The 24,846-nt window shown below is 72.2% G+C and carries 24 protein-coding genes and 1 tRNA gene; 15 read left to right on the forward strand and 10 right to left on the reverse strand.

Features of this window, described 5'->3' with window-relative positions; translation table 11 throughout:
* The first annotated feature begins 73 nt into the window (after positions 1-73).
* Positions 74-1,573 (forward strand): MFS transporter, encoded by a 1,500-nt coding sequence (locus tag ACFYYN_RS24145; protein ID WP_500547480.1) that lies wholly within the window; start codon positions 74-76, stop codon positions 1,571-1,573.
* Between the two features lie 57 nt (positions 1,574-1,630).
* On the opposite strand, the gene ACFYYN_RS24150 is transcribed toward ACFYYN_RS24145, so the two are convergent.
* Complete coding sequence (locus ACFYYN_RS24150; RefSeq protein WP_500437204.1) at positions 1,631-2,794, reverse strand: sensor histidine kinase; 1,164 nt, start codon at positions 2,792-2,794, stop codon at positions 1,631-1,633.
* 202 nt (positions 2,795-2,996) lie between these two features.
* Here ACFYYN_RS24150 and ACFYYN_RS24155 point away from each other — a divergent pair, with 202 nt between their 5' ends.
* The 12 genes from ACFYYN_RS24155 (at position 2,997) to ACFYYN_RS24210 (ending at position 14,132) form a co-directional block, all read left to right on the forward strand.
* Positions 2,997-3,365 carry an NADH-quinone oxidoreductase subunit A gene (locus ACFYYN_RS24155; RefSeq protein WP_326572910.1) on the forward strand — a complete coding sequence of 123 codons (369 nt, stop codon included), beginning with the start codon at positions 2,997-2,999 and terminating at the stop codon, positions 3,363-3,365.
* Complete coding sequence (locus ACFYYN_RS24160) at positions 3,356-3,973, forward strand: NADH-quinone oxidoreductase subunit B (protein ID WP_499513360.1); 618 nt, start codon at positions 3,356-3,358, stop codon at positions 3,971-3,973. The genes ACFYYN_RS24155 and ACFYYN_RS24160 overlap by 10 nt, the downstream gene beginning before the upstream one ends.
* Positions 3,970-5,091, forward strand: coding sequence for an NADH-quinone oxidoreductase subunit C (locus ACFYYN_RS24165; protein WP_500547481.1), 1,122 nt, complete (start codon positions 3,970-3,972; stop codon positions 5,089-5,091). The genes ACFYYN_RS24160 and ACFYYN_RS24165 overlap by 4 nt, the downstream gene beginning before the upstream one ends.
* Positions 5,088-6,050 (forward strand): NADH-quinone oxidoreductase subunit NuoH, encoded by a 963-nt coding sequence (gene nuoH / locus ACFYYN_RS24170; protein ID WP_500547482.1) that lies wholly within the window; start codon positions 5,088-5,090, stop codon positions 6,048-6,050. The genes ACFYYN_RS24165 and nuoH overlap by 4 nt, the downstream gene beginning before the upstream one ends.
* Positions 6,050-6,622 (forward strand): NuoI/complex I 23 kDa subunit family protein, encoded by a 573-nt coding sequence (locus ACFYYN_RS24175; RefSeq protein WP_500547483.1) that lies wholly within the window; start codon positions 6,050-6,052, stop codon positions 6,620-6,622. The genes nuoH and ACFYYN_RS24175 overlap by 1 nt, the downstream gene beginning before the upstream one ends.
* The gene (locus ACFYYN_RS24180) at positions 6,619-7,176 is read left to right on the forward strand and encodes an NADH-quinone oxidoreductase subunit J family protein (protein ID WP_500547484.1); all 558 of its coding nucleotides are present in this window, start codon (positions 6,619-6,621) and stop codon (positions 7,174-7,176) included. The genes ACFYYN_RS24175 and ACFYYN_RS24180 overlap by 4 nt, the downstream gene beginning before the upstream one ends.
* A complete protein-coding gene (nuoK, locus tag ACFYYN_RS24185; RefSeq protein ID WP_500547485.1) occupies positions 7,176-7,553 on the forward strand; it encodes an NADH-quinone oxidoreductase subunit NuoK in 378 nt (125 codons plus the stop codon). The genes ACFYYN_RS24180 and nuoK overlap by 1 nt, the downstream gene beginning before the upstream one ends.
* Positions 7,550-9,550, forward strand: a complete 2,001-nt coding sequence (locus ACFYYN_RS24190; RefSeq protein ID WP_500547486.1) for an NADH-quinone oxidoreductase subunit 5 family protein — start codon at positions 7,550-7,552, stop codon at positions 9,548-9,550. The genes nuoK and ACFYYN_RS24190 overlap by 4 nt, the downstream gene beginning before the upstream one ends.
* Positions 9,551-9,553: 3 nt before the next feature.
* Entirely contained in the window at positions 9,554-11,125 is a 1,572-nt protein-coding gene (locus tag ACFYYN_RS24195) for a complex I subunit 4 family protein (protein ID WP_500547487.1), read from the forward strand.
* Positions 11,125-12,633, forward strand: coding sequence for an NADH-quinone oxidoreductase subunit N (locus ACFYYN_RS24200; RefSeq protein ID WP_500547488.1), 1,509 nt, complete (start codon positions 11,125-11,127; stop codon positions 12,631-12,633). The genes ACFYYN_RS24195 and ACFYYN_RS24200 overlap by 1 nt, the downstream gene beginning before the upstream one ends.
* Positions 12,634-12,752: 119 nt before the next feature.
* On the forward strand, positions 12,753-13,613 hold the full coding sequence (gene htpX, locus ACFYYN_RS24205) for a zinc metalloprotease HtpX (protein WP_500328193.1): 861 nt from the start codon (positions 12,753-12,755) through the stop codon (positions 13,611-13,613).
* Positions 13,614-13,730: 117 nt separating this feature from the next.
* Positions 13,731-14,132: a YccF domain-containing protein gene (locus tag ACFYYN_RS24210; protein ID WP_500328192.1), complete on the forward strand. Its 402-nt coding sequence runs from the start codon at positions 13,731-13,733 to the stop codon at positions 14,130-14,132.
* A 26-nt stretch (positions 14,133-14,158) separates the two neighbouring features.
* On the opposite strand, the gene ACFYYN_RS24215 is transcribed toward ACFYYN_RS24210, so the two are convergent.
* The 4 genes from ACFYYN_RS24215 to ACFYYN_RS24230 form a co-directional block, all read right to left on the reverse strand.
* A complete protein-coding gene (locus ACFYYN_RS24215) occupies positions 14,159-15,541 on the reverse strand; it encodes an FAD-binding oxidoreductase (protein ID WP_500547489.1) in 1,383 nt (460 codons plus the stop codon).
* 76 nt (positions 15,542-15,617) lie between these two features.
* Complete coding sequence (locus tag ACFYYN_RS24220; protein ID WP_499513371.1) at positions 15,618-16,070, reverse strand: flavodoxin family protein; 453 nt, start codon at positions 16,068-16,070, stop codon at positions 15,618-15,620.
* Positions 16,071-17,393 carry a radical SAM protein gene (locus ACFYYN_RS24225; RefSeq protein ID WP_499513372.1) on the reverse strand — a complete coding sequence of 441 codons (1,323 nt, stop codon included), beginning with the start codon at positions 17,391-17,393 and terminating at the stop codon, positions 16,071-16,073.
* Positions 17,394-17,584: 191 nt separating this feature from the next.
* Entirely contained in the window at positions 17,585-18,073 is a 489-nt protein-coding gene (locus tag ACFYYN_RS24230) for a YajQ family cyclic di-GMP-binding protein (protein WP_018558836.1), read from the reverse strand.
* A 188-nt stretch (positions 18,074-18,261) separates the two neighbouring features.
* On the opposite strand from ACFYYN_RS24230, the gene ACFYYN_RS24235 reads away from it, so the two are divergent.
* Positions 18,262-18,343: transfer RNA gene (locus ACFYYN_RS24235), tRNA-Tyr, on the forward strand.
* Positions 18,344-19,329: 986 nt separating this feature from the next.
* Here ACFYYN_RS24235 and ACFYYN_RS24240 read toward each other — a convergent pair.
* The 5 genes from ACFYYN_RS24240 to ACFYYN_RS24260 all read right to left on the reverse strand — a co-directional run bounded on the left by ACFYYN_RS24240 (position 19,330) and on the right by ACFYYN_RS24260 (position 23,891).
* Entirely contained in the window at positions 19,330-21,378 is a 2,049-nt protein-coding gene (locus ACFYYN_RS24240) for a PA14 domain-containing protein (protein ID WP_500547490.1), read from the reverse strand.
* A 48-nt stretch (positions 21,379-21,426) separates the two neighbouring features.
* On the reverse strand, positions 21,427-21,723 hold the full coding sequence (locus tag ACFYYN_RS24245) for a hypothetical protein (RefSeq protein WP_500547491.1): 297 nt from the start codon (positions 21,721-21,723) through the stop codon (positions 21,427-21,429).
* A gap of 108 nt (positions 21,724-21,831) precedes the next feature.
* Complete coding sequence (locus ACFYYN_RS24250) at positions 21,832-22,620, reverse strand: hypothetical protein (protein ID WP_500547492.1); 789 nt, start codon at positions 22,618-22,620, stop codon at positions 21,832-21,834.
* Positions 22,617-23,174, reverse strand: a complete 558-nt coding sequence (locus tag ACFYYN_RS24255) for a SigE family RNA polymerase sigma factor (protein WP_500547493.1) — start codon at positions 23,172-23,174, stop codon at positions 22,617-22,619. Before ACFYYN_RS24255 ends, ACFYYN_RS24250 begins: the two co-directional genes overlap by 4 nt.
* A gap of 30 nt (positions 23,175-23,204) precedes the next feature.
* Positions 23,205-23,891 carry a hypothetical protein gene (locus tag ACFYYN_RS24260; protein ID WP_500328179.1) on the reverse strand — a complete coding sequence of 229 codons (687 nt, stop codon included), beginning with the start codon at positions 23,889-23,891 and terminating at the stop codon, positions 23,205-23,207.
* A gap of 263 nt (positions 23,892-24,154) precedes the next feature.
* Here ACFYYN_RS24260 and ACFYYN_RS24265 point away from each other — a divergent pair, with 263 nt between their 5' ends.
* Complete coding sequence (locus ACFYYN_RS24265) at positions 24,155-24,703, forward strand: hypothetical protein (RefSeq protein WP_500547494.1); 549 nt, start codon at positions 24,155-24,157, stop codon at positions 24,701-24,703.
* Positions 24,704-24,846: the final 143 nt, after the last annotated feature.

The raw sequence follows: 24,846 nt of genomic DNA on the forward strand, positions 1-24,846 counted from the left end.
CGTTCCGCCGTGCGTACAGTGTTCGCACCGAAGGAACGGTGTACGCACGAGCCGATGCCCGAAAGGACGCCCCATGGAGACCCGCAACCCCCGCCGCTGGTGGATCCTGATCGTGCTGTGCCTCAGCTCGCTGGTGCTGGTGGTCGACAGCATGGCGCTGACCGTGGCGGTGCCCGCGATGACCGGGGACATCGGCGCGAGCGCCCAGGACACGCAGTGGATCCTCGACTCCTACATCCTGGTCTTCGCCGGGCTGCTGCTGGCCTCGGGAAGCCTCGGGGACCGGTTCGGGCGCCGGAAGGTGATGCTCGTCGGGCTGCTGCTCTTCGGGGCGGCCTCCCTGGCGGCCACCTTCTGCACCAGCCCCGGAGAGGTCATCGCCGTACGGGTCGCGATGGGCGTCGGCGGCGCGCTGATCATGCCCTCGACGCTGTCGATCCTCATCACCGTCTTCGACGAGGAGGAGCGCGGCAGGGCCATGGCGGCGTGGAGCTCGGTGTCGATGCTCGGCCTGGTCGGCAGCCCGGTGCTCGGCGGCGTGCTGATCGACCACTTCTCCTGGCACGCGATCTTCCTGATCAACGTCCCGGTCGTCGCGCTCGCCGTCGCCGCCGGCCTCACCCTCATGCCGGAGTCCAAGGGCCCGTGGAGCAAGCCCGACCCGCTCGGCGCGGTGCTGTCCGCGGCCGGCATGACCGCCCTGGTCTGGTGGATCATCGAGCTCCCGCAACACGGCGCCTTCGGCGGCCGCTCCGGGATCACCCTGGCCGTCGCCGTCCTCGCCCTCGGCGCCTTCGTGGTCTGGGAGAACGTCACCTCCGCGCCGATGGTCCCCCTGGTCCTGTTCCGGCACCGCAACTTCAGCGGCGGCTCGCTCTCGCTGACCCTGGTCCAGATCGGCAACGGCGGCCTGCTGCTGGTGTTCACCCAGTACCTGCAGTTCGTGCTGGGCTACTCGCCGGTCAAGGCGGGTGTCGCCTTCGTGCCGCTGGCCGTCGCCGCGCTGGCCGGCAACGTCCTGGGCACCACGTTCGCCGCGCGGATCGGCAACCGCCTGCTGATCCTCGGCGGCATGCTCGTCATGGCCTCCTCCTTCGCGCTGCTGACCACCGTCTCGGCCGGCACGGGCTTCGCCGTCCCGGCGGCCGCCCTCGGCCTGCTCGGCCTCGGCGCGGGCCTGGCGATGCCGGCCGCCGTCGGCGCCCTCATGGCCACCATCCCCGCGGAGAAGGCGGGGGTCGGCTCCGCCCTGAACGACACCATCCAGCAGGCCGGTACCGCGCTCGGCATCGCGATCCTCGGCTCGCTGCTGGCGAGCGGCTTCGCCCGCCAGATGCCCGCCGGCACCCCCGAGGAGGCGAGGCACTCCATCGCCGGCGCGCTGGCCGTCGCCCAGGGCGACAGCGGGATGGTCCGCGCGGCCCGGGAGGCGTTCACCGCCTCGATGTCGGCCACCTTCACCATCAGCGCGATCGGCGTCCTCGCCGCCGCCCTGCTGGCAGCCCTGGTCATGCGCGACAGCAGGCCCGAGCCCTCCACCACCCCGGCGCAGGAGGCGGAACTCGCCGCCTGACGCAGGCACGGAAGGCCGGTGCCCTCACTGGAGGGCACCGGCCTTCCCGCACGCGGCTCAGCCCCGGTCGCGCCAGGGCAGCTCGGCCGTCACCGTCGTCGGGCCGCCGGCCGGGGAGTCGATCACCAGCAGGCCGTCCACCGCGTCCAGCCGTTCGGCCAGACCGCCCAGCCCGCCGCCGTCCGACGCGCTCGCCCCGCCCCGCCCGTCGTCGCGGACCTGGATCATCAGCCGGCCGTCCGAGCGCCACAGCTCGACGACGGCCCGGCGCGCCCCGCTGTGCTTGCTGATGTTCTGCAGCAGCTCGGAGACGGTGAAGTACGCGATGCCCTCGATCGCCGGCGCCGGCCGGCCCGCCAGGTCCACCTGGACCTGCACCGGCACCGTGCACCGGGCGGCCACCGAGGACAGGGCGGCGTCCAGGCCGCGGTCGGTGAGGACGGCCGGGTGGATGCCGCGGGCCAGGTCGCGCAGCTCCTGGAGGGCCAGCTTCACCTCTCCGTGGGCGTCGCCGACCATCCTCGCCGCGGCCTCCGGGTCCTCCTGCAGCTTCTCCTTGGCCAGGCCCAGGTCCATGGCGAGCGCCACGAGCCGGGCCTGGGCCCCGTCGTGCAGGTCGCGCTCGATGCGGCGCAGGTCGGCTGCGGCGGTGTCCACCACCGTGCCGCGGTCCGACTCCAGCTCGGCGATCCGCCGCTCCAGCTCGTCGGAGGGCGACAGCAGGCCGCGGACCATCGCGCGGTCCGCGTTGGCCAGTCCCCGGGCGATGAACGGCAGCACGGGCCACGCCACGAAGAGCGAGGTCAAGGCGACGGTGAAGGTCGCGATCCCCCACGGCAGCCGGATGAAGAAGTACAGGGCGTGCCGCCACCCCACCGGGTCCTTCAGCGAGGTCCACAGCCAGGGGAAGAACCCCATCCGCCCGGGACGCAGCGACCGGGGCTCGTCCACGGCCACCCCGAGCATGCCGCGCGCCCGTATCCGCTCCAGCCGCCCCAGCAGCCGGCACCCGGCCAGTCCCAGCGCCAGCAGCGGCAGGCCGACCACGGTCACCGACAGCCCGACGCCGAGGTAGAGCACGACGGCGACGTAGACGAAGCCCACGAGGTCCACGGGCAGGTTCGCCAGGAGATACGCGATCTCCTTCCACGTCACGGCGTCGAAGGCGAAGCGCGCCGGCGGCAGCGGGGCGGCTTCCCCGCGCTGGGAGTTGATGGTCATGACGCCAAGCCTGCCGGGGACCGGGCGGCCACCGCCATGGGGTGCGCCTGCCAGGACAAGGTGGGGTTATCCGTACCACCGGTCAGGACGGGTGGTTCCGCTCCGGGAGGCAGGGCCTAGACTCCGTTCGTACAGATCGTCTAAAGATCCACCGGGATCGCTGGACAACGCGCTTACGACGAGAAACGAGGGGCGGACGGACGTGGACTACTTCCACGGCTACTCGGTCGTCGGACTGGTCGCGGTGCTCGGGGTGCTCTTCGTGACCGTGGCCTTCGGGGCCGGTCGCCTGCTGCGGCCCGTCGTGCCGACGCAGGAGAAGATGCTCACGTACGAGTGCGGCGTCGACCCCGTCGGAGAGGGCTGGGCGCACACCCAGATCCGCTACTACGTCTACTCCTTCCTGTACGTCGTCTTCGCGGTCGACGCGATCTTCCTCTTCCCCTGGGCGACGGTGTTCGCCGCCGAGGGGTACGGCGGCACCACGCTGGTCGAGATGTTCGTCTTCCTCGGCTTCCTCGCCGTCGGTCTGCTCTACGCCTGGAAGAAGGGCGTCCTGGAATGGACGTGACCGATGTGACCGATGTGAGCACTCCCGAGTACCTGCCGGAGCCGCGCCGCCTCGGTACGCTCGCGCGGCTGGCACCCGAGCCGATGAAGGTGGTCCTGAACTGGGGCCGCCGCTACAGCCTGTGGGTCTTCAACTTCGGGCTCGCCTGCTGCGCCATCGAGTTCATCGCCGCGTCCATGGCCCGGCACGACTTCATCCGGCTCGGCGTGATCCCCTTCGCGCCCGGCCCGCGCCAGGCCGACCTCATGATCGTCTCGGGCACCGTCACCGACAAGATGGCCCCGGCCGTGAAGCGCCTGTACGAGCAGATGCCCGAGCCGAAGTACGTCATCTCCTTCGGCGCCTGCTCCAACTGCGGCGGCCCCTACTGGGACTCGTACTCCGTGACCAAGGGCGTCGACCAGATCATCCCCGTCGACGTCTACGTGCCCGGCTGCCCGCCGCGGCCCGAGGCGCTACTCCAGGGCATCCTCAAGCTCCAGGAGAAGATCGCCCGCGAGTCGCTCGGCGAGCGCTACGGCGACGGGGGCACCCCGCCCGCGTCCACCGCCGCGCTGCGCAGCGGCCTGGTCCAGGCCCCGCCGCCGCCCGGGGAGGCCGCGAAGTGACCACGCCCTTCGACCGGCTCCCCGAGCCGGACGCCGTCGCCGAGGTCTTCGGCGCCGAGGCCACGGCGGAGGAGGCGTACGGCCTGCTGACCGTCGACGTCCCCGCCGCCTCCTGGACCGACGCCCTGCGGGCCGCCCGGGACACCCTCGGCTGCACCTTCTTCGACTGGCTCAGCGCCGTCGACGAAGGCGGCACCGGGTTCCGGGTCTGCGCCCACGTGGTGGCCCCCGCGGTCGGCTCCGTGCGGCGCCTGATGATCCGTACGACCGTCCCGCACGAGGCCCCGGCCCTGCCGACCGCCGTCGGCGTCTACGCGGGCGCCGCCTGGCACGAGCGCGAGACGCACGAGATGTTCGGCGTCGACTTCACCGGCCACCCGCACCTGGTGCCGCTGCTGCTGCCCGAGGGCTTCGAGGGGCATCCGCTGCGCAAGGACTTCGTGCTGGCGGCGCGCGTCGCCAAGGCGTGGCCGGGCGCGAAGGAGCCGGGCGAATCCGAGCACGGCGGGCCCAAGCGCCGCCAGATGCTGCCGCCGGGCGTGCCCGACCCCAACGAGTGGGGCCCGCTGAAGGGGCAGTTGCCGCCCGCCCCGGCGAGGCCCGCCCGTACCCCGCGCGCGGCCGGTGCCGCCGGAGCCGCCGGTGCGGCGGGCGCCGCGGAGCGTCCCGCCCGGCGCACCCGCAGCGTCACCGAGGGCTCCGCGAGCCAGACCCCTGCCGCGGCCCCTGCCGCCACCCCGCGCCGCACCCGCTCGGCGGGCGACGGCTCCGTCAGCCAGGCCGGCACCGCCGGGACCCCGGCGGCTCCCGGGACCCCCGCGGTTCCTGCGGAGCCCGCGACGCCCCGCAAGCGCACCCCGGACGCGCCCTGGGACGTCCCCCGCGACCCCGAACCGGCCGCCGCCCCGGCAGCGGAAGCACAGCCCGACGCCAAACCCGCCCCGGCAGCGGAAGCGCAGCCGGAACCGGCGAAACCCGCGACCGCACCGGACGAGGGCCGGGACGGCGGACCCGCTCGGCCCACCGCGGACGCCGACACCCCCGGCACCAGCCCGGACACCCCGGACACCCCGGACACCCCCGGCAACGACGACGCAGAAGGAGGCAGCACACCGTGAGCGACGCCCTCGAAGTGATCCTCCGGCTGCTCGCCGTGCTCGTCGCCTTCCTCGTCCTGCCCCTCGTCGTCGGCCAGACCGAGCACAAGGTCATGGCCCACATGCAGGGCCGCCTCGGACCCATGTACGCCGGCGGCTTCCACGGCTGGGCCCAGCTCGTCGCCGACGGCGTGAAGTTCGCGCAGAAGGAGGACGTGGTCCCGGCCGACGCGGACCGGAAGATCTTCCAACTCGCGCCCGCCGTCGCGCTGCTGCCCTACCTCCTGGTCATCGTCGCGATCCCGGTCGGCCCCGGCGGACTCGTCGGCCAGGACATCGACGCGGGCCTGTTCTTCGTGCTCGCCGTCATGGGCGTCGGCGTGCTCGGCTCCCTCATGGCCGGCTGGGCCTCCGCCAACAAGTTCTCCCTCCTCGGCGGTCTGCGCACCGCCGCGCAGCTGATGTCGTACGAGCTGCCGATGCTGCTCGCCGCCGCGTCCGTCGCCATGGCGGCCGGGACGCTTTCGCTGCCCGGCATCGTCGACGCGTACGCCTGGTGGTGGACGCCGTGGCAGCTGATCGGCGCCTTCGTGTTCTTCACCGCCGGCCTCGCCGAACTCCAGCGGCCGCCCTTCGACATGCCCGTCGCGGACTCCGAGATCATCTTCGGTGCCTACACCGAGTACACGGGCATGCGCTTCGCCCTGTTCCTGCTCGCCGAGTACGCCGGCATCGTCGTGCTGTGCGGCCTGACCACCGTCCTGTTCCTCGGCGGCTGGCACGGCCCCTGGTCCGGCAGCCTCGGCTGGCTGTGGACGCTGCTCAAGACCGCGGCCCTGGCCTTCGTCGTCATCTGGCTCCGGGTCACGTACCCGCGCCTGCGCGAGGACCAGCTGCAGAGGTTCGCCTGGACCGTCCTCATCCCGCTCGCCCTGGCCCAGATCGCGCTCACCGGCGTGGTGAAGGTGGTGATCTCCTGATGGGCATCCCCGGTTCCGGCCTGGCCAAGGGCCTCGCCGTCACCTTGCGCACGATGACCCGGCGCTCGCACACCGCGCAGTACCCCGACGTGCAGCCCGAGCTGCCGCCCCGCAGCCGCGGCGTGATCGCGCTGTTCGAGGAGAACTGCACGGTCTGCATGCTGTGCGCCCGTGAGTGCCCCGACTGGTGCATCTACATCGACTCCCACAAGGAGACGGTGCCCGCCGTCACCCCCGGCGGCCGCGAGCGCAGCCGCAACGTGCTGGACCGCTTCGCCATCGACTTCTCGCTCTGCATGTACTGCGGCATCTGCATCGAGGTGTGCCCCTTCGACGCCCTGTTCTGGTCGCCGGAGTTCGAGTACGCGGAGACCGACATCCTCGACCTCACCCACGAGCGCGACAAGCTGCGCGAGTGGATGTGGACGGTGCCGGCCCCGCCGCCGCTCGACCCGGCCGCCGAGGAGCCCAAGGAGCTCGGTGCCGCCCGCAAGGCCGCGGAGAAGGCCGCCGCCGCGGTCGCCGCCGCCGAGGCCGGGCCCGAGGCCGGGCAGCCGGGGGGAGACGCGTGAACCTCTCCGCGGCCCACCCCGGTTTCCTGTCCCCGACCGGGGTCGAGATCGTCTTCCTCCTCGTCGGCGTCGCGACCCTCGCCGCCGCCGTCGTCAGCGTCACCACCAAGCAGCTGGTGCACGCCGCGCTCTGGCTGGTCGTCGCGCTCGGCGGCGTCGCCGTCGAATACCTGCTGCTCACCGCCGAGTTCATCGCCTGGGTGCAGGTGCTGATCTACGTCGGGTCGGTCGTGGTGCTCGTCCTGTTCGGGCTGATGCTCACCAAGGCGCCCATCGGCCGCTCCCCGGACGCCGATTCGGGCAACCGGATCGCGGCGCTGGCCGTGGCCGTCGCCGCAGCGGGCACGCTGGTGTGGGTCGTGGTGGACGCCTTCCGGGCCACCTGGATCGACGTGGACGGCGCCGCGCAGGGCTCCACCAAGGTCACCGGCCAGATCCTCTTCCGTCACTGGGTGCTGCCGTTCGAGGCGCTGTCGGTGCTCCTGCTCGCCGCGCTCGTCGGTGCGATCGTCCTGTCCCGCAAGCAGTCCCGTCAGCAGCCGGGGGAGCGCTGATGCATCTCGCCTATCCCGCCGTCCTCGCCGTCCTCCTGTTCTCCGTCGGCCTGTACGGCGTCCTCGCCCGGCGCAACGCGATCCTCGTCCTGATGTCGGTCGAGCTGATGCTGAACGCGGTCAACCTCAACCTGGTCGCCTTCGACGTCTGGCTCCGCGACACCCTCCACGCCGGGCAGGCGCTGACGCTGTTCGTCATCGTCATCGCCGCCGCCGAGATCGGCATCGGCCTCGCCATCGTCCTGCTGGTGTACCGCAACCGGGGCAGCTCGGACGTCGACCGCCTCACCGACCTCGCCGAGCACGACCCGCACGACCCGCAGGGCGAAGGGGACGGGCGCTCCGCACCCGAAGAGAAGGCCGAGGCCGCAGCGTGACCCTGACGACCCTCGCCGTCCTCGTCCCCCTCCTCCCCTTCCTCGGCGCCGTCGGCGGTCTGCTGCTCGGCCGCACCGCCCCCGGCTTCGTCCGGCCGCTGGCCGTGCTGCCCACCGCGACCGCATTCGTGCTGGCGGTGGTCGTCGCCGTACGGCAGGGCAGCGGCCCGGCCACCGACGCCGCGACCCGGCTCACGCCGACCGGCTCGGTACCGATCGACCTCGCCCTGCACCTCGACGGCTTCGCGGTCCTCATCGCCGTCCTCGTCGGCCTGGTCGCCACCTGCGTGCAGCTGTACTCCACGGCCTACCTGCGCCACGACCCGCGCTACGCCTCCTACTCGGCCCTGGTCTCCCTCTTCACCGCAGCCATGTTCCTGGTCGTCTACACCGGCGACCTGATGGTGCTGCTGGTCGGCTGGGAGGTCATGGGCATCTGCTCGTACTTCCTGGTCGGCCACTACTGGGAGACCGAGGTCGCCCGGGCCGCCTCGCTCAAGGCCTTCCTGGTCACCAAGCTCGGCGACGTCCCCTTCCTGATCGGCGTCTTCGCGCTCGCCGCCGACGCCGGGACGTTCCGGATCAACGGCATCCTCACCGCGGCCACCCACGGCGGGATCGCGCACCCGACCCTCGTCGGCCTGCTGCTGCTCGCCGGTGTCGCCGGCAAGTCGGCGCAGTTCCCGCTGCACACCTGGCTGCCCGACGCGATGGCCGGCCCCACCCCGGTGTCCGCGCTGATCCACGCCGCCACGATGGTCGCGGCCGGCATCTACCTCGTCGCCCGGCTGCTGCCGGTCTTCGAGGCCTCCACCGTCACCCTCGCGGTGCTCGGCGTGCTGGCCGCCGTCACCATGATCGGCTCCGGTCTGGCCGCGCTCGCCCAGGACGACATCAAACGCGTGCTCGCCTACTCGACGATCGGTCAGCTCGGCTACATGGCTGCCGCCCTCGCCGTCGGCGACCGCAGCGCCGCCGTGTTCCACCTGGTCTCGCACGGTGCCTTCAAGGCCCTCCTCTTCCTCGCCGCCGGCGTCGTCATCCACGCCGCCGGCACCAACTCGCTGGCCGCGATGTCCCGCATGGGCGACCTCGGCAAGCGCGTCCCCGACGCCATGTGGACCATGGGCATCGCGCTCGCCGCCCTGGCCGCGATCCCGCCCTTCTCCGGCTTCTTCTCCAAGGAGTCGGTGCTGCGGGCGGCCGAGCACGCCGCCTCCGGCCACGCCGAGGGCGTCCCGTCGGCCGTCGGCTGGCTCGTCCTCGTCGCCGCGCTGGTCACCGCCGTGCTCACCGCGGGCTACGCCACGCGCCTGTTCCTCCTGGCCTTCCGCGGCCAGGGCGCCGCGGCCCCCCAGGCCCACGGCAAGGAACCGGCCGTCATGACCGCCGTGCTGTGGGTGCTGGCGATCCCCACCCTCGCCTTCGGTGCCGTCTCCCTCGTGCCGAAGTTCTTCGACCTCCCCGCCTGGCTCGACGGCAACGAGCTCGCCCCGACCCTGGTCACCTCGATCCTCGGCGTCGGCCTCGCCGTCGTCGGCATCCTGGCGACCTACGGCGCCTGGCAGGCCACCGCGACCCGCCGCGGCGCGCCCATGGGGGCCCTGGTCCCCGCGGCGGCCGACGAGGAGCCGGCGCTCACCGAGGCCGCCGCCTCGCAGACCCACGAACAGGTCTACGGTGACGTCGCCGCCGCCCGGGACCCCGGCGACCCCGGACGTCTGCTGCTCGGCCCGCTCTTCGAGCCCGCCTCGCACGGCTTCCGCCTCGACGCCCTGTACGCGGCGCTCTTCGTCCGTCCCGTGCTCGCCGCCTCCGGCCTCGTCCGCTTCCTCGACCGCGAGGTCGTCGAGACGTACGTCCGCGGCGCGGGCGGACTGCCCCGGCTGCTCGGCGCGCTCGTGCGCCGCACCCAGACGGGCAACGTGCAGACCTACATCAGCGTGCTGCTGGCCGGCTCCGTGATCCTCGCCGTCCTCGTCGCCGTCGGAGCGTGAGCCGTGAACGACACCGTCCTCCAGTACGTCCTCGCGGCCGCCGTCGTCCTGCCGCTGCTCGGCGCCGCGGCGGCCCTGCTGCCGCCCCCGCCCGGTCTGCGGGGGAAGGACCCCGACCAGGCCGTGCTGCGCCACGGCGTCACCGTCACCGGTCTCGTCCTCGCCCTGAGCATCGTCCTCGCCGTGGGCTTCGACCACGACCACCCCGCGACGATGCAGGCGAGCACCGACATCAGCTGGATCCCGGCCCTCGGCATCCGCATCCACCTCGGCATCGACGGCATCAGCCTCCCCCTCCTCGTCCTGAGCGCGCTGCTGACCTTCCTCTGCGCGCTCTACAGCTACTTCAAGATGCCCGCGGGCCCGTCCCCGAAGGCCTTCGTGGCGCTCCTGCTCCTCCTGGAGACGGGCACGCTCGCCACCTTCGCCGTGCTCGACCTGCTGCTCTTCTTCCTCGCCTTCGAGACGGTCCTCATCCCGATGTACTTCCTCATCGCCCGCTGGGGCGGCGAGAACCGGGAGAAGTCCGCCCTGCGCTTCATCCTCTACACACTGCTCGGCTCCGTGATCATGCTGCTCGGCCTGCTCCTCATCGGGCTGAAGGCGGGCACATTCGACATGGTGGCACTCGCCACTGACAGTGGCCCCGGAGCAGCTCTCAGTCACTCCACGCAACTGGTCGCCGTCCTCGCCATCGGCCTCGGCCTCGCCGTCAAGACCCCGATGTGGCCGCTGCACAGCTGGCTCCCCGACGCCCACACCGCCGCCCCCACGGTCGGCTCGGTGCTCCTGGCCGGCGTCCTGCTCAAGATGGGCACGTACGGCTTCGTGCGGATCCTGCTGCCCATCGCCCCCGAGGGCATGCAGACCTTCGCGCCCTACCTGGCCGCCTTCGGGGTCGTCGGCATCGTCTACGGGTCGCTGGCCTGCCTGGCCCTGGCCCGCCGCGGCGCCGGAGGCGACCTCAAGCGCCTCATCGCGTACAGCTCCGTCGGGCACATGGGCTTCGTGCTGCTCGGCATCGCCAGCCTGACCACCACCGGCGTCAACGGCGCGCTCTTCGCCAACATCGCCCACGGACTCATCACCGGCCTGCTCTTCTTCCTGGTCGGCGCCCTCAAGGACCGCTACGGCACCACCGACCTCGACGGCCTCGCGGGGCAGACCGGCGCCGCGCTGTACGGCAAGGCCCCCCGCATGGGCGGCCTGCTGGCCTTCGCCGCCGTCGCCTCCCTCGGCCTGCCGGGCCTGGCAGGCTTCTGGGGCGAGATGCTCGCGATGTTCGGCTCCTTCAAGCCCGCCCCGGGCCTGGACCGCGGCGCCTACCTCGTCTTCACCGCGGTCGCGGCCTTCGGCACCCTGCTCACCGCCGCGTACCTCCTCCTCGTCGTGCGCCGCGTCTGCATGGGCGAACGCGACACCGTCCACGCCGCGCCGGCCCTCGCCGACGTCCGGGGCTACGAGTTCGCGGCCTGGACCCCGCTGGTCGTCCTGACCGTCCTCGCGGGCTTCTGGCCCGCCGCCCTGCTCGGCCTCACCGACCCGGCCGTGCGCACCCTGCTCGGAGGCAGCTGATGAGCACCCTCGCCACCTCCGTCGTCCAGTCGGTCGACTGGGCCGCGATCGCCCCGCCCGCCATCGTGGCGGCGGCCGCGCTCGTCGTACTGGTCGCCGACCTCTTCCTGCCCGACGGCCGCAAGCGGCCGCTGGTGGGGATCAGCCTCGCCGGCCTCGTGCTGGCCGGGCTGAGCCTGCTGCCGCTGCTGGACGGCGACCGCACCACCTTCTGCCTCGTCGGCAGCCCCGCCGACTGCTCCTACGTCGCCGACCACTTCACCCTCGTGGTACAGCTGCTGGTCCTGGCCGGAGCGCTCGTCGCGGCCCTGCTGTCGGTGCACACCCTCGACGAGCTGCCGGCCGGCGAGTTCTGGTTCCTGCTGCTCTCCTCGGCCTCCGGGGCCGCGCTGCTGCCCGCCTCCCGCGACCTGGCGACCCTCGTGATCGCCCTGGAGGTGACCACCCTCCCGTCGTTCGCCCTGGTCGGCCTGCGCCGCGGCGACCGGCTGTCGAGCGAGGCGGCCCTGAAGTTCTTCCTGTCCTCGGTCGCCGCGACCGCCGTCACCCTGCTGGGCGTCAGCTTCGTCTACGCCGCCACCGGAACCCTCCACCTGGAGGCCATGGCCAAGGGACTGCAGGGCGTCGACCCCCGCCTGGACACCCTCGCCGCCGCCGGCGCCGCCCTCACCGTCGTCGGCTTCGCCTTCAAGCTCGCCGTCGCGCCCTTCCACTTCTGGGTGCCCGACACCTACACCGGCGCCCCGCTCCCGGTCGCCGGCTACCTGTCGGTCGTCGGCAAGGCCGCCGGGTTCGCCGGCCTCATCCTCGTGACCGTCGTCGCCTTCCGGCCGTACGCGCACGTCTGGGGCCCCGCCGTCGCCGTCCTGGCCGCCCTCACCATGACCGTCGGCAACGTCGCCGCCCTGGTGCAGCGCCCCGACCGCCCGCGCAGCGCGGTCCGCCTGCTGGCCTGGTCGTCCATCGGCCAGGCGGGCTACCTGCTGGTCCCGATCGCCGCCGCGGCGTACACCGACCCCGACCGTCAGGTCGGCACCACCCTCGCGTACGCGCTGATGTACGGCGCGGTGAACCTCGGCGCCTTCGGCGTGGCCGCGCTCGTCGCCCGCACCGCGCCGCAGAACCGCCTCACCGACTACCGCGGCCTCCACAGCAGCCACCCGCTCGCCGCCCTGGCCATGGCCTTCTTCCTGCTCTGCCTGGCCGGCCTGCCGCCCGGCGTCATCGGCCTGTTCGCCAAGGTCGCCGTCTTCTCCTCGGCCGTCGACGCGGACCTCGGCTGGCTGGCCGCCGTCATGGCCGTCAACGTCGTCATCGCACTCGTCTACTACCTTCGGTGGACGGTCCTGCTCTTCGCGAAGCCCGGGACGGAACCGGCCGCCACCGCCCGCCCGGCCGGCACCCCGCGCGCGCTCGGCGCCGCCATCGCGCTCACCGCCGTCGTCGGGATCGTCCTGTCCGGCGCACCCCAGCTCATCCTCCGCTTCGCCTCCGACACCCTGCTCTGAGCACCCCGAAGAAGGTGCACAAGGGAACTAACGCCCCTCCGGTGGCGTTGGCCCCTACGGGAGGTTCTCCTTGGACGAGGAGAGAAGGTCCTCCCGATGCACACCTTGGAGGGTGTACCGTGCACCGCCGGCACAACGGCCTGAAGACCGCCGCGCTCCTGGGCGGAATGTCGGCTCTCATCCTGGTCATCGGCAGCTTCTTCGGCCGTACGGGACTGATCGTCGCACTCGTCGTAGCCCTCGGGACCAACGCCTACGCCTACTGGAACAGCGACAAGATCGCACTGCGCTCCATGCGCGCCCGCCCGGTCAGCGAGTTCGAGGCGCCGGCGCTGTACCGCATGGTGCGCGAACTCTCCACCTCCGCCCGGCAGCCCATGCCGCGGCTCTACATCTCCCCGACCGAGGCCCCCAACGCCTTCGCCACCGGCCGCAACCCGCGCAACGCCGCCGTGTGCTGCACCGAAGGCATCCTGCGCCTCCTCGACGAGCGCGAGCTGCGCGGCGTCATCGGCCACGAGCTGAGCCACGTCTACAACCGCGACATCCTCATCTCGTCCGTCGCCGGTGCGCTGGCCTCCGTGGTGATGTTCCTCGTCAACTTCGCCTGGCTGATCCCCATCGGCCGCTCCGACGACGACGAGGGCCCGGGCCTGTTCGGCCTGCTCCTGATGATGATCCTCGGCCCGGTCGCCGCCTCCCTCATCCAGCTCGCCGTCAGCCGCTCCCGCGAGTACGAGGCAGACGCCTCCGGTGCCCGCCTCACCGGCGACCCGCTCGCCCTCGCCTCGGCGTTGCGCAAGCTGGAGACGGGCACCAAGCGCGCCCCCCTGCCGCCCGAGCCCCGGCTGGAGACCACCAGCCACCTCATGATCGCCAACCCGTTCCGCCCCGGCGACGTGTCCAAGCTCTTCTCGACCCACCCCCCGATGGGCGAGCGCATCGCCCGCCTGGAGGAGATGGCCGGCCACCGCCGCTGACGCCCACGTGCGGCCCGGCCCGCCCGCGCGTACGGGCCCTGTGGGGGACGGCTGACGGAGCGGCGGCTCCCGTCCTCCTGACGGGCGGGGCCCCCGGACGCATGGGAGGCTTGGGCAATGAAGGCGGTCAACATCGTCCTGAACGTCGTGTGGCTGATCATCTGGGGCCTGTGGATGGCCATCGGCTACGCCCTGCTGGGCCTGCTGATGTTCATCTTCATCATCACCATCCCCTGGGGGATCGCGTCCCTGAGGATCGCCAACTACGTGCTGTGGCCCTTCGGCCGCACCACGGTGGAACGCCGTGACGCGGGCGTCGGGTCGCTGCTCGGGAACATCATCTGGCTGATCCTCGCGGGGATCTGGCTCGCCATCGGCCACGTGCTCGCGGGCATCGGCTTCTGCCTGACGATCATCGGCATCCCGTTCGGCATCGCGAACTTCAAGATGGTGCCGATCTCCCTGGTGCCGCTCGGCCGCGAGATCGTCCCCGTCGACGCCCCGTACGCCACCCGCTGAGCCGCCCTCGGTCCCGGCGGCCCGGGTCAGTCCGGCTCGATGTTGTGGTTGAGCCGGAAGACGTTCTGCGGGTCGTACTCCCTCTTCACCCGGGCCAGCCGCCCCAGGTTGTGCGCGCCGAACCCGGCGATCACGCGGCCCTCGCCCTCGTCGCCGATGAAGTTGAGGTAGACCGCACCGGAGGACCACTGCCGCACGTCGGCGCGGATGCCGTGCGCCCACCGCCGGGCCCGCTCGTCGTCCGCCGGGTCCGCCCACAGGCCGAACGGGTGCACGACCCACGGCGCCCGGCGCCAGGGCAGCGGGTAGTCGGCCGGAGGACGCGCCACGGCGCCGCCCAGGGGGAACAGCACGTGCTGGGAGGGGGAGGGGACCACCATGTCCCGGGCCCGGGCGCAGAAGCGGTCCACGGCCTCGTCGGGGAAGTCGTCCAGGTACTCCGCCGACCAGTAGTTCCGGTAGCCCGGTGGGTCGTCGAACATGGACTGGAGGTCCGCGTACGGCAGCTCCGTCACCAGCCGGCCCTGCGGGCCGAGCGCGAGCAGCGGCTCCAGCACCTCGCGCGCCGCGTCCCCAGCGCCCGCGTACGTCACCAGGACGGCGCAGGTGAGCGCGCCCACCAGGTGCTCCGGGACGAACTCCTCCGCAGGCCCGGTGAGGAAGAGCAGGCCCCCGCCCATCTCGTCCGGCGCCGACGCCAGCAGGGTGCGGTAGGCGCGCAGCACCTCGGGGCCGGCGTCCGGCGGCCACAGCAGCAGGGCCACGGTGACCGCGGGCAGCGGGTGCAGCCGCAACGTCAGAGAGGTGGCGACGCCGAAGTTGCCGCCGCCCCCGTGCAACGCCCAGAACAACTCCGGGTTCTCGTCCTCGGCGGCCCGCACCATGGTGCCGTCCGCCGTCATCAGCTCGACTTCCACCAGGTTGTCGCAGGCCAGCCCGAACGCGCGCTCCAGCCACCCCGATCCGCCCCCGAGGGTGAAGCCGGCCACGCCCGTGGTGGACACCCGGCCCCCGGTGGTGACCAGGTCGTGCGGCTGCGTCGCCCGGTCCAGGTGGCTCATCGTGGCGCCCCCGCCGACCCGTGCCGTGCGCGCCCCCGGGTCGACGACGACCGCGTGCATGCGCCGCAGGTCGACGACGACGCCGCCGTCCGTCAGGGCATTCCCGGCGACACCGTGCCCGCCGCCGCGGACGGCGACCTCCAGCCCGCGCTCACGTCCGAAGCGGATCGCCGCGGCGACGTCCTCCACCGTCTCGCACAGGGCGATCACGGACGGCCTGCGGTCGATCATCGCGTTGAAGAGCGTGCGGCTCTCGTCGTAGGACGGGTCGCCCGGTGCGACGACCTCGCCCGCGAAGCCGGAGCGCAGGGCGTCCAGGGTCGCGTCGTCCAGGACCCGGGGTGCCATCGGTGCTGCCCCCTCTCTCCACCTCAACGGTAGGACGGGGGCATGGGCCCGGCACGTCGGCGCCGGGCCCGCGCGGTCAGTCCGCCAACCCGGCGGCCAGGGTCGCGCCCAGCTCCCAGCAGGCCTGCAGATCGGCCTTGGACGGCTCCCCGGTGACCGTCACCTCGGCCGCCGCCTGCTCCCAGCCCAGGCCCGTGGTGATCGACCGGATCCCCCGCACCGTCCCCGTCACGTCGTTGCCGCCGTGCACGTAGTAGCCGAACGGGCGGCCCCGCGTGCCGTCCAGGCACGGGTAGTAGACCTGGTCGAAGAAGTGCTTGAGCGCCCCCGACATGTAGCCGAGGTTCGCCGTCGTGCCCAGCAGGTAGCCGTCCGCCGCGAGCACGTCGGAGGCGGTCGCCGCGAGGGCGGCCCGCCGCACGACGTCCACGCCCTCGATCTCGTCGGTGGTCGCGCCGGCGACCACCGCCTCGAACATCGCCTGCAGGTTCGGCGACGGCGTGTGATGCACGATCAGCAGGGTCGGCACTCAGCTCACTCCGACCGGCGCGGACGCCGGCAGGCTGTCCATGAACGAGCTCACCGAGAACACCGCGTTGCCGGGGCCGGCCGGGCCGTACCCGGGCGGCGAGCTCAGCCCGTACTCCTCCAGCGTCGCGCGGTACACGTCCAGCAGGCGGATGTGGTACTCCAGCGGCGCGCCCTCCGGGTTCGCCTTGCCCAGCGGGGTCGTCGGCTCCGGGCACCAGGTGGTGAAGCGCGGCGTGATGCCCCGCGACATGAAGAAGCGCAGGCCCTCCGCCGTGGAGTCGATCGCCTCCCCGACGCTGCCGAAGCCGAACGGCTCGGCCATCTCCACGCCCGCGACGAAGTTGGGGATCACGTTGCGCGGGCCGAAGATCTCCGCGGAGTCCAGGATGCGGCGGTGCCACTCGTCCCGGCCGACGTAACGCTCCTTGCCCGGGCAGTACAGCTCGAACAGACGGCGGTCCCACACCTCGTAGTTGGGGTGGTAGATCTGCACGCCGTAGTCCTTGAAGCGCTGCACGTCCTCCTTGGGCAGCGCCTGCGCGACGACCTTGCCGATCCAGCGGCCGGGGAAGCGCTCCTCGATGGCCTTCGCGTAGTGGCCGTAGAAGTCCGCCTCGTCCCGCCCGGCGACCTTGGAGGTGATCGCCCCGCCGGTGAGGGTGTAGGCGGTGGAGGACTTCGTCTCGTCGTACTTGTCGATGATCTCCAGTGCCTCCAGCACCTCCTCGACCGGCTTCACACCCGTGTAGGGGCGTCCGGCCGCCTTGTGCTGGCGCCAGTTGTGGTTGATGTCGCAGTACTGGCACTCCTCCTTGGCGCCGAAGTACTGGCACACGCGGAAGACCGTCAGGTAGATCAGGTAGCCCCACTGGATCGTCGGCGCGACCTCCATTACCGACTTGCCGTTCTCCAGCGTGTGCCGGTAGTACGCCGGCATCGGCGGCAGGCCGACGTCCGCGATGCGCACCCCGTCGAGGTAGAGGCCGAGCACACCGCGCCCGCCCGCCCGCACGCGGTACGGCGAGGCCGGGTTCACCCGTACCGACACCACCGTGCGGCGCAGGTCGTACGGCCCGCCGGTGAGCACGATCTCCTCCGGCGGCCGCTTCAGCGCGGCGGCGCCCAGCTCGGGGAGGGTGCGGTGGTCGAAGGAGAAGATGAAGTACGACTTCGGCTTGACGTCGCCGTCCTCGTTGCCGCTGAGCGCGGACTCGTCGAACGCGATCCCGCCGCGCAGGAGGTCCTCCTTGATGACCGCCTCGCGGGGGACGTGCGGGAAGCGGCTCATCAGGTCCTCGACCAAAGCGGTGCGGCTTTGCATGCCCGGCTCCATCCTCGAGACACTGCCCCGGGTCCGCCGTCGACGGGCGGGGCGGTCCTGGGGAGACCTAACAGGAAGACACTACGCACCTACGGCGGCTTCCCGGGCGGCACCCTCCGAATGCGCCCCGTCGTGCGCGTGGCGAAGGCCCCGGCCGCCTCCTCGCGGCCGGGGCCTCGGCAAGACCTCGCTCAGCGGTAGTTCACGAACTGCAGCGCGAAGTCGAGGTCCTTGCCCTTCAGCAGCGCGATGACGGCCTGCAGGTCGTCCCGGCTCTTGGACGTCACGCGCAGCTCCTCGCCCTGGACCTGCGCCTTGATGCCCTTGGGCCCCTCATCGCGGATGATCTTGGCGACCTTCTTGGCGTTCTCCTGCGAGATGCCTTCCTCGATGGTCGCGAAGATCTTGTACTCCTTGCCGGACAGCTGGGGCTCGCCCGCGTCCAGCGACTTCAGTGAGATCCCCCGCTTGACCAGCTTGGTCTCGAAGACGTCCAGGATGGCCTTGACCCGCTCCTCGGAGTTGGCCTGCATCAGGATCTTGTCCCCGGACCACGAGATCGACGCGCCGACGTTCTTGAAGTCGTAGCGCTGCGAGATCTCCTTGGCGGCCTGGTTGAGGGCGTTGTCGACCTCCTGCCGCTCGACCTTCGAGACGATGTCGAAACTGGAGTCGGCCATCTTCTGTTGGCTCCTTGGCTCTGATCCGTCAGGTCCGCGACCCGCCTCCGGGCCGCCCCCGCAAGCCTAGCCACCGGACCCGCCCGAAGCGCTGATCAATAGGGTGGCGAAGCACCCCCGCGCATCGGGTATTGTTTACGACGTCGCCACGGGGACCGCACACAAGCGGCCCGCGGAGACACTTCCCAGGCGGTGTGCCCGAGTGGCCAATGGGAGCGGACTGTAAATCCGTCGGCTTAGCCTACCCAGGTTCGAATCCTGGCGCCGCCACAGTGGAAACACAGCCCCTGAGCTGCGGAAACGCGGAGCAGGGGCTGTTTTGTTTGCTCCGGCGGGCGTTGGCCGCTGTCTCGCTCCGTCCCGTTCTCGGACGCTCTCCACCAGCGGTTGTGGACGGGGTGTGGACGGGAATCCGGTGCCCGACCTGCGGCTGTGGGGCATGCGTGGGACGGCTGGCCGCACCTTGGCTTCGCCGTCGTGGCCGCATTGTCAGTGGCCGGTGCGAGGCTCCCGGCGTGGCCGTGCGAGGAGATCATCATGGGTACCTGGGCTACCGGCCCCTTCACCCATGCCGACCTTCCGCTCCGACCTCCGGAACCTGGCGGACGAAGCCCTCGCCCGCATCGTCAGCGACGAATCCGGATTGGCGTCGAACTGGGTCAACCCACGGGACGGCAGGCAATGGCGTCCGACGCTCAACAGCCTTCGCGCCGTACTCGCCCCGCCGCCACCGACCATCCCGCTCTTCGACATCAAGCCATACCGCGGAGCTCAAGAGTCCACTGTGCCGCCGGGGTTCATCAGCCACTGCATGTACCCGTCGTGGAAGTCCGGTCCGGGGTTGAGCCCCTGGTCGGAGAGGAGGCGGCGTGGCCAGCAGGTCTGCCCACCGTTCGCCGAGATCGGTCTGCTGGCGCCGGAACAGCCCGCGACAAGGCCCCCCGCCCCCGGTTCCCACTGCCGTGATGAAGGCACGGTAGGAGGGAGGAAGGCTCATCCCGTGCTCCTGCTCGAAGCGAGCCGTTCGGGAATCCGTGACCGGCGGGTCGAGCTGGTGGCGGTGACGTGCCGCACCGAATCGCCGACGGCCGGGGTGGGCTTCGGCCAGCGCGGGGAGCCGCTCGTGCACCTCGTGACGTTCCCCATGCGCCGATCGCAGCGCGGGCTCCCGCACCGGCGGACGACGACTCGGTGGAAGGGGACCGGAAACTCACTTCCGGTCCCCTTCCCGGCTGTCGCCGCCGGCGCGGGCCGGGTCAGTAGCTCAGGGCGGCGATCTCGGACGCGCCCGATTCCGTGCCGTCCGCGTAGAGGACCGTGACGCGGTAGTAGACCGTGGTGGCGGCGGGCTGGGTGCGGTCGGACCAGTACCAGTCGGTCGAGTTGCCCTTGGGCTCCGTGGCGAGCGCGTCGAAGGTCCCGCTCTCGCGGTTCCATCGGCTCACGGTGAAGGCCGTCACCGGGCTGCCGTTGGCGTTCTTTCCGTCGGTGAGGAACCAGTGGAGGGAGCCGGTCTCGGTGCTGTTCAGGTGGATCGGGGCGCCGGTCGCCGGTGGGGCGGTGGGGCGGAGGTCGAGTTCGGTGACCTCGGTGACGGTCGCGCCGGTGTCGGGGGTGAGCTGGTTGCCGTACTGGTCGACGGAGACGACCGCGTAGCCGATCCGTTGGCCGTCGGCCGCCGCCCGGTCGTGGAAGGTCGTCGCCTTGATCTCCCGCGGCCGCAGGGTCCAGGGGTCGATCAGCGGGGCGTACGTCCACCGCCCGTCGGCGAACGTGCCGCGCAGCACGCGGTAGTGGTCGAGGCCCGGTGCGGTGTCGGCGTCCCAGGTGAGGGTGACGCCGTTCTCCTTGGGGTCGGCGGTCAGGCCGGTGACCGGGGCGGGAGCCGTTGTGTTCCCGGAGACGGTGACGACGACCTCCTGGGACGGGGTGCCCCCGTTGCCCGCGTGGTCGACCGCGACCACCCCGTAGTAGTAGGTGGCGCCGGGCGGTGGCGCCGCGTCGGTGAACGTGGTGCCCTCGACCCCCGTGCCGACGACCTCCCGCGGGCCCCCGGTACCGCGCGGCTGGGCGTACCGGATGATCGTGTAACCCGCGAAGTCGTCGCTGGTCCGGTCGGAGGGGTCCCAGGTCAGCGTGACGCCTGCCTCGTCCTCCCGGCCGCGCGCGTTGAGTGCGGTGTCGACCGGACCCGTCAGGTCGCGGGTGTAGTACATCGCCGCGTGGGAGGCCGCCGACTCGTTGCCGTGCGTGTCGACGGCGGTGACCACGTAGTAGTGGATGTCGCCGGTCTGCGGCAGCGGCCCCGTGTAGCCGCCGTGCGACAAGGCGTCGCCGGCCACCCGGTTCTCCGGGGTGAGGGCGACCGGCAGGGACGTCGAGCGGTAGACGCGGTAGCCGGCCAGGTCGGGCTCGGAGTTGCTGTCCCAGTACAGGGTGATCGTGCTGGGGTAGCCCATGGCCCAGTTCTCCTCGACGCCCTTCGGGGCGGCGGGGGCGGCGCTGTCGACGGTCGTGATGCCGAGGTCGGCGGTGCCCGACGAGGTGTTCCCGGCCCTGTCGTAGGCGCGGACCTCGTAGTAGTAGACGTTGCCGTCCTTCGGGACGGTCGTGTCGGTGTAGGAGGTGGAGGTCGTCGTGGCGATCGGCTTCGAGGGGTAGGAGGCGCCCTTCAGCCGGCGGTAGACCCGGTACCCGGCGAGGTCCATCTCCTTGTTCTTGGCCCAGCCGACCTTCGTGGACGCGGTGGTCGCGCTGTAGGCGACGGTGGTCCCGGCCGGGACGAGGGGCTTGACCTTGTCGACCGTCGCCGATGTGCGGGGTGCGTAGCCGAACGTGACGTTGGCCGAGCCCGTCCAGTTGACGAAGTCGACGCGCAGGGTGTGCTTGCCGGAGGGGACGGTGACGTTGGCGGTCTTGCGCACCGTGGACGACACGTTCTTCCACAGGTCGACCTTGCGGACGCCGTCGAGGTAGACGCGGATGCCGTCGCGGGAGGAAGCGGTGAACGTGAACGGCCCACCCGAACCGAAGTCGCGCGTGGTGGACCAGCGGACGCCGAAGTTGTTGACGGGCAGGCCCTTGTAGGGCGCGCCGGTGCCCCAGTTCTGGTCGATCACCGAGTCGCAGTCCGTGTGCCTGGGTGTCCCGGAGAACGTGGTGTTCGCGTAGAACGTCCGCTTGAAGACCGGCGAGGTGCAGGTCACGGCGGCGGAAGCGGGCGTGGCCGCGGTGAGCAGGCCGCCCGCTGTGGCGAGCACGACGGTGGCGGCCGTGGCGACCGTGGCGCTTCTGGGTCGGTTCATGCGTTCCTTCGCTTCCGGTCCTTGGCGGCATGGCGGCGCCGCCGACGATCAGGACCGATGAGGAACGCGCTTGGTTGTACGCCCCTGACCTCGGTGTCCACGGTTTCTGCCGCGGCGTAGGAGCAGGAAGACGGTCTTGGCCAGGACGACGGCCACGAGGGCGCCGACGGCCCAGTGCTTCCAGGGGCCGGACGTCAGCAGCAGCCCGCCCAGGCCCAGGTGGGCGACGACGACCAGCACGACGACGGCTGCGACGCCGAGCTTCGTGCGCCGTCGCGCCGGGTACCGGGCCGGGTGGCCGGTACGGACGTGGCCTTCGGCCTGCTGCGACCGCTCGACGCCCATGATGAGGAACCCCCCACCTTCCGTGGTCGGTGTGCTCTTCGACCATGACGACAGGGCGGCGGGGCGGTATGTGACACCGGCCGTGCGACGGGTCCCCTCCTCCCGGGGTCAGCGCCAGTCGGTGTCGTGGCTGAGGCGGTGGTGGTGGCTGTCGTACTGGTCGACGGTGGTGATGGTCCTGCCGTCGGGTATGGCGACGGCCCAGGCGCGGTAGTCGGTGCCGGGGACGGTGACGGTGGTGGCCTTGAGGTGGGTGCCGTCGGTGAGGTTGACGATGCCGTACGCGATGGCGGCTTCGGGGTTGGAGACCATGAGGCGGGAGCCGGTGGTGCCCTTGTCGTGCAGGCCCCACAGGCCCGTGCCGCCGCTGCCGGCGGGGTCGTGGGCGCCGGTGACGGGCTGGCAGTCGGTCCAGGGGCCGCCCTGGTGGTCGATGCGGATGCCGCCGATGTACATGCGCTGGCACAGCAGCGCCGTGCCGGGGGCGGTGGTGCCGTCGGGGAGCGTGGGGAGGCGGTAGCCCTCCGGCAGCGTCCGGTGGAACTCCAGCGTGACCGACCAGGGGGCGCCGCCGGTTGTGCCGCCGGCCACCCGGACGGTGACGGGGCCGGGCGACGCGGTGGCGGTCGGGCTCGCCGCCGGGGAGGAACGGTCCGCGGGGCCGGCGGAGGGGCGGGCCCCCTGGATCGAGACCGCCACGGCGACGGCGAGGACGCAGACGGCACCGGCCACGGCGCCGACGGCGACCGCCGCGCGGTGGCGCTTCCTGTGCGCCCGCGCGGTGGCGAGGATCCGGTCGACGGGGGCCTGGGAGGCGGGGTAGGCGTCGCGCGACCGGGCGAAGGCGTCGCGCAGCCAGTCCTCTTGGGAGGGGCGGCGGTCGTGGTCGGGAGTCATCGTGCCTCTGCGGGGCGGCTGGACGGGTGAAGACGGGCGAGGGTCGCCCGGTTGCGCAGTTTGTCCAGGGCCCGGGAGGCCTGGCTCTTCACGGTGCCGACCGAGCACCCGAGGACGTCCGCCACTTCCTCCGCTGACAGGTCCTCGCAGTAGCGCAGCACGACGACCGCCCGCTGCCGCTCCGGCAGTCCGGCGAGCAGGCGGGCCAGGGCGTCGTACCCGTCCACGCCCCCGACACCCGCCCCGTCCTCGGGGGCGGGGCGGGTGTCGGGCAGCGATGGGAGGAGGAGGTGGGCGATCCTGCGGCGGCGGTGCCGGCTGCGGTTGGTGTTGACCAGCGCCCGCCGCACGTAGTGCTCCGCGTGCTCGGGCCGCAACCGCCCCCAGTGCGGGTACACCTTGGCCAGCGTCGACTGCACCAGGTCCTCCGCTTCGTGGAAGTCCCCGGTGAGCAGGTACGCGGTGTGCGTCAAGGCGCGCCAGCGGGCGGCGACGAAGCGGGTGAACTCCGCGTCCGGTTCGCTGCCCTCGGCTCGGTGGTCACGTGGCTGCACGGCAGGAGGTGCCCGTCCTTCTTCCTGGGATCAGCGCCAGTAGGTGTCGTGGCTGAGGCGGTGGCGGTGGCTGTCGTACTGGTCGACGGCGGCGATCGTCCTGCCGTCGGGTATGGCGACGGCCCAGGCACGGTAGTCGGTGCCGGGGACGGTGACCGTGGGAGCCTTCAGACGGGTGCCGTCGGTGAGGACGACGACGCCGTACGCGACGGCGGCCTCGGGGTTGGAGACCATGAGGCGGGAGCCGGTGGTGCCCTTGTCCTGGAAGCCCCACAGGCCCATGCCGCCGCTGCCGGCGGGGTCGTGGGCGCCGGTGACGGGCTGGCAGTCGGACCAGGGGCCGCCCTGGTGGTCGATGCGGACGCCGTCGATGTACATGCGCTGGCACAGCAGCGCCGTGCCGGGGGCGGTGGTGCCGTCGGGGGACGTGGGAAGGTCGTAGCCCTCCGGCAGCGTCCGGTGGAACTCCAGGGCCACCGACCAGCGCTTGCCGTCCACCCGGCCCTCGCCGATCAGCTGCGTGACGACCTTGGGCGCCTGCTTCCCGGGTGCGGCGACCGCCTTGGCGGCCACGGCGGCGGGTGCGCCGGCGCGGTGCGTGGCCGGGGCGGACGGGGCCGACGGCGCCGCCATGGCGGAGGCGCCGAGCGACATCGCGCCGATCGCGACCGCCGTGGCGGCCGCCACGCCTGCCTTCCTGGCAAAACTGAGAGCCACGGAGCATTTCTCCTTCGAAGCCGCCACCCGGCACCGCGCCGGGCGGTCCTTGACGGCCGGCGCGTAGGCCCGCGCGCCGGCCTGCGGTGGCCACCGGATGCGGTGGCCGCCGCTTGGACGTCCATTCGTAGGTACTCCCGAATGCGCGCGGAGGGTTGCACGGCCGTGCAACTTCCTCCGGGACGCGGCTGGTTGAGGTCGCGCCGTACGGTGGCATCCGGCCGGTCCCGCCACGCGGGCCGCAGGGGAGAGGGGAGCCGGGAATGGCAGGCACGACCGCGTCCGAATGGTGGGAGACGCTGCCGGCCGGAGTCCGGGAACAGGTGGACGGGTACGTCCTGCAGGACAGCCTGATCCGCGCGGTACGCGTCGTCTTCGAGGCGGGCCGGGCCCGTGGCCTCGGGCTCCACGAGGCCCAGATCGTGGTGGGCGAACGCTACGACCACCACGGCGACCGGATCGCGCGCACCCCCGACAGCCCCCTCGACACGGAATCCCTGCACGCCCGCGCCGCCGGCTCCCCCGGCCGCGTCGCCGCGATCGAGGCGGTGTGGGACGGCGACACCGTGCACGACTGGTTCGTGGAGCTGCTGGCGCTCACCGCCGATCCCGCGGGTGAGCACCACCTGGCCACGATCTACCGGGGCACCGCGGTGCGGTACCTGGGCGAGGAGAGGGACCCGGGCCGGCGCCACCCCTCGGCGGTCGCCGCCGACCGGGCGGGCCGGGCCCTGGCCTCCGTCCTCTCGGTCCCCTTCCACTTCGCGAGTCCGGACACCCCGGACGACGAGGCGCCGCGCCTGCGGCTCTGAACGACGCGAGGCCACCGCCGGCCACCGGTGAGCATCGGTACCACCCGGCACTTCCGGTATTTCGGGATGAGATGTACGAAAGAGGGGAAAGTGGTTGAACGTGGCACACAGCTGTCGCGTACCTCCTGAGGGAGGAGGGATGC

This window comes from Streptomyces sp. NPDC001902, assembly GCF_042891295.1.
Classification (GTDB): domain Bacteria; phylum Actinomycetota; class Actinomycetes; order Streptomycetales; family Streptomycetaceae; genus Actinacidiphila.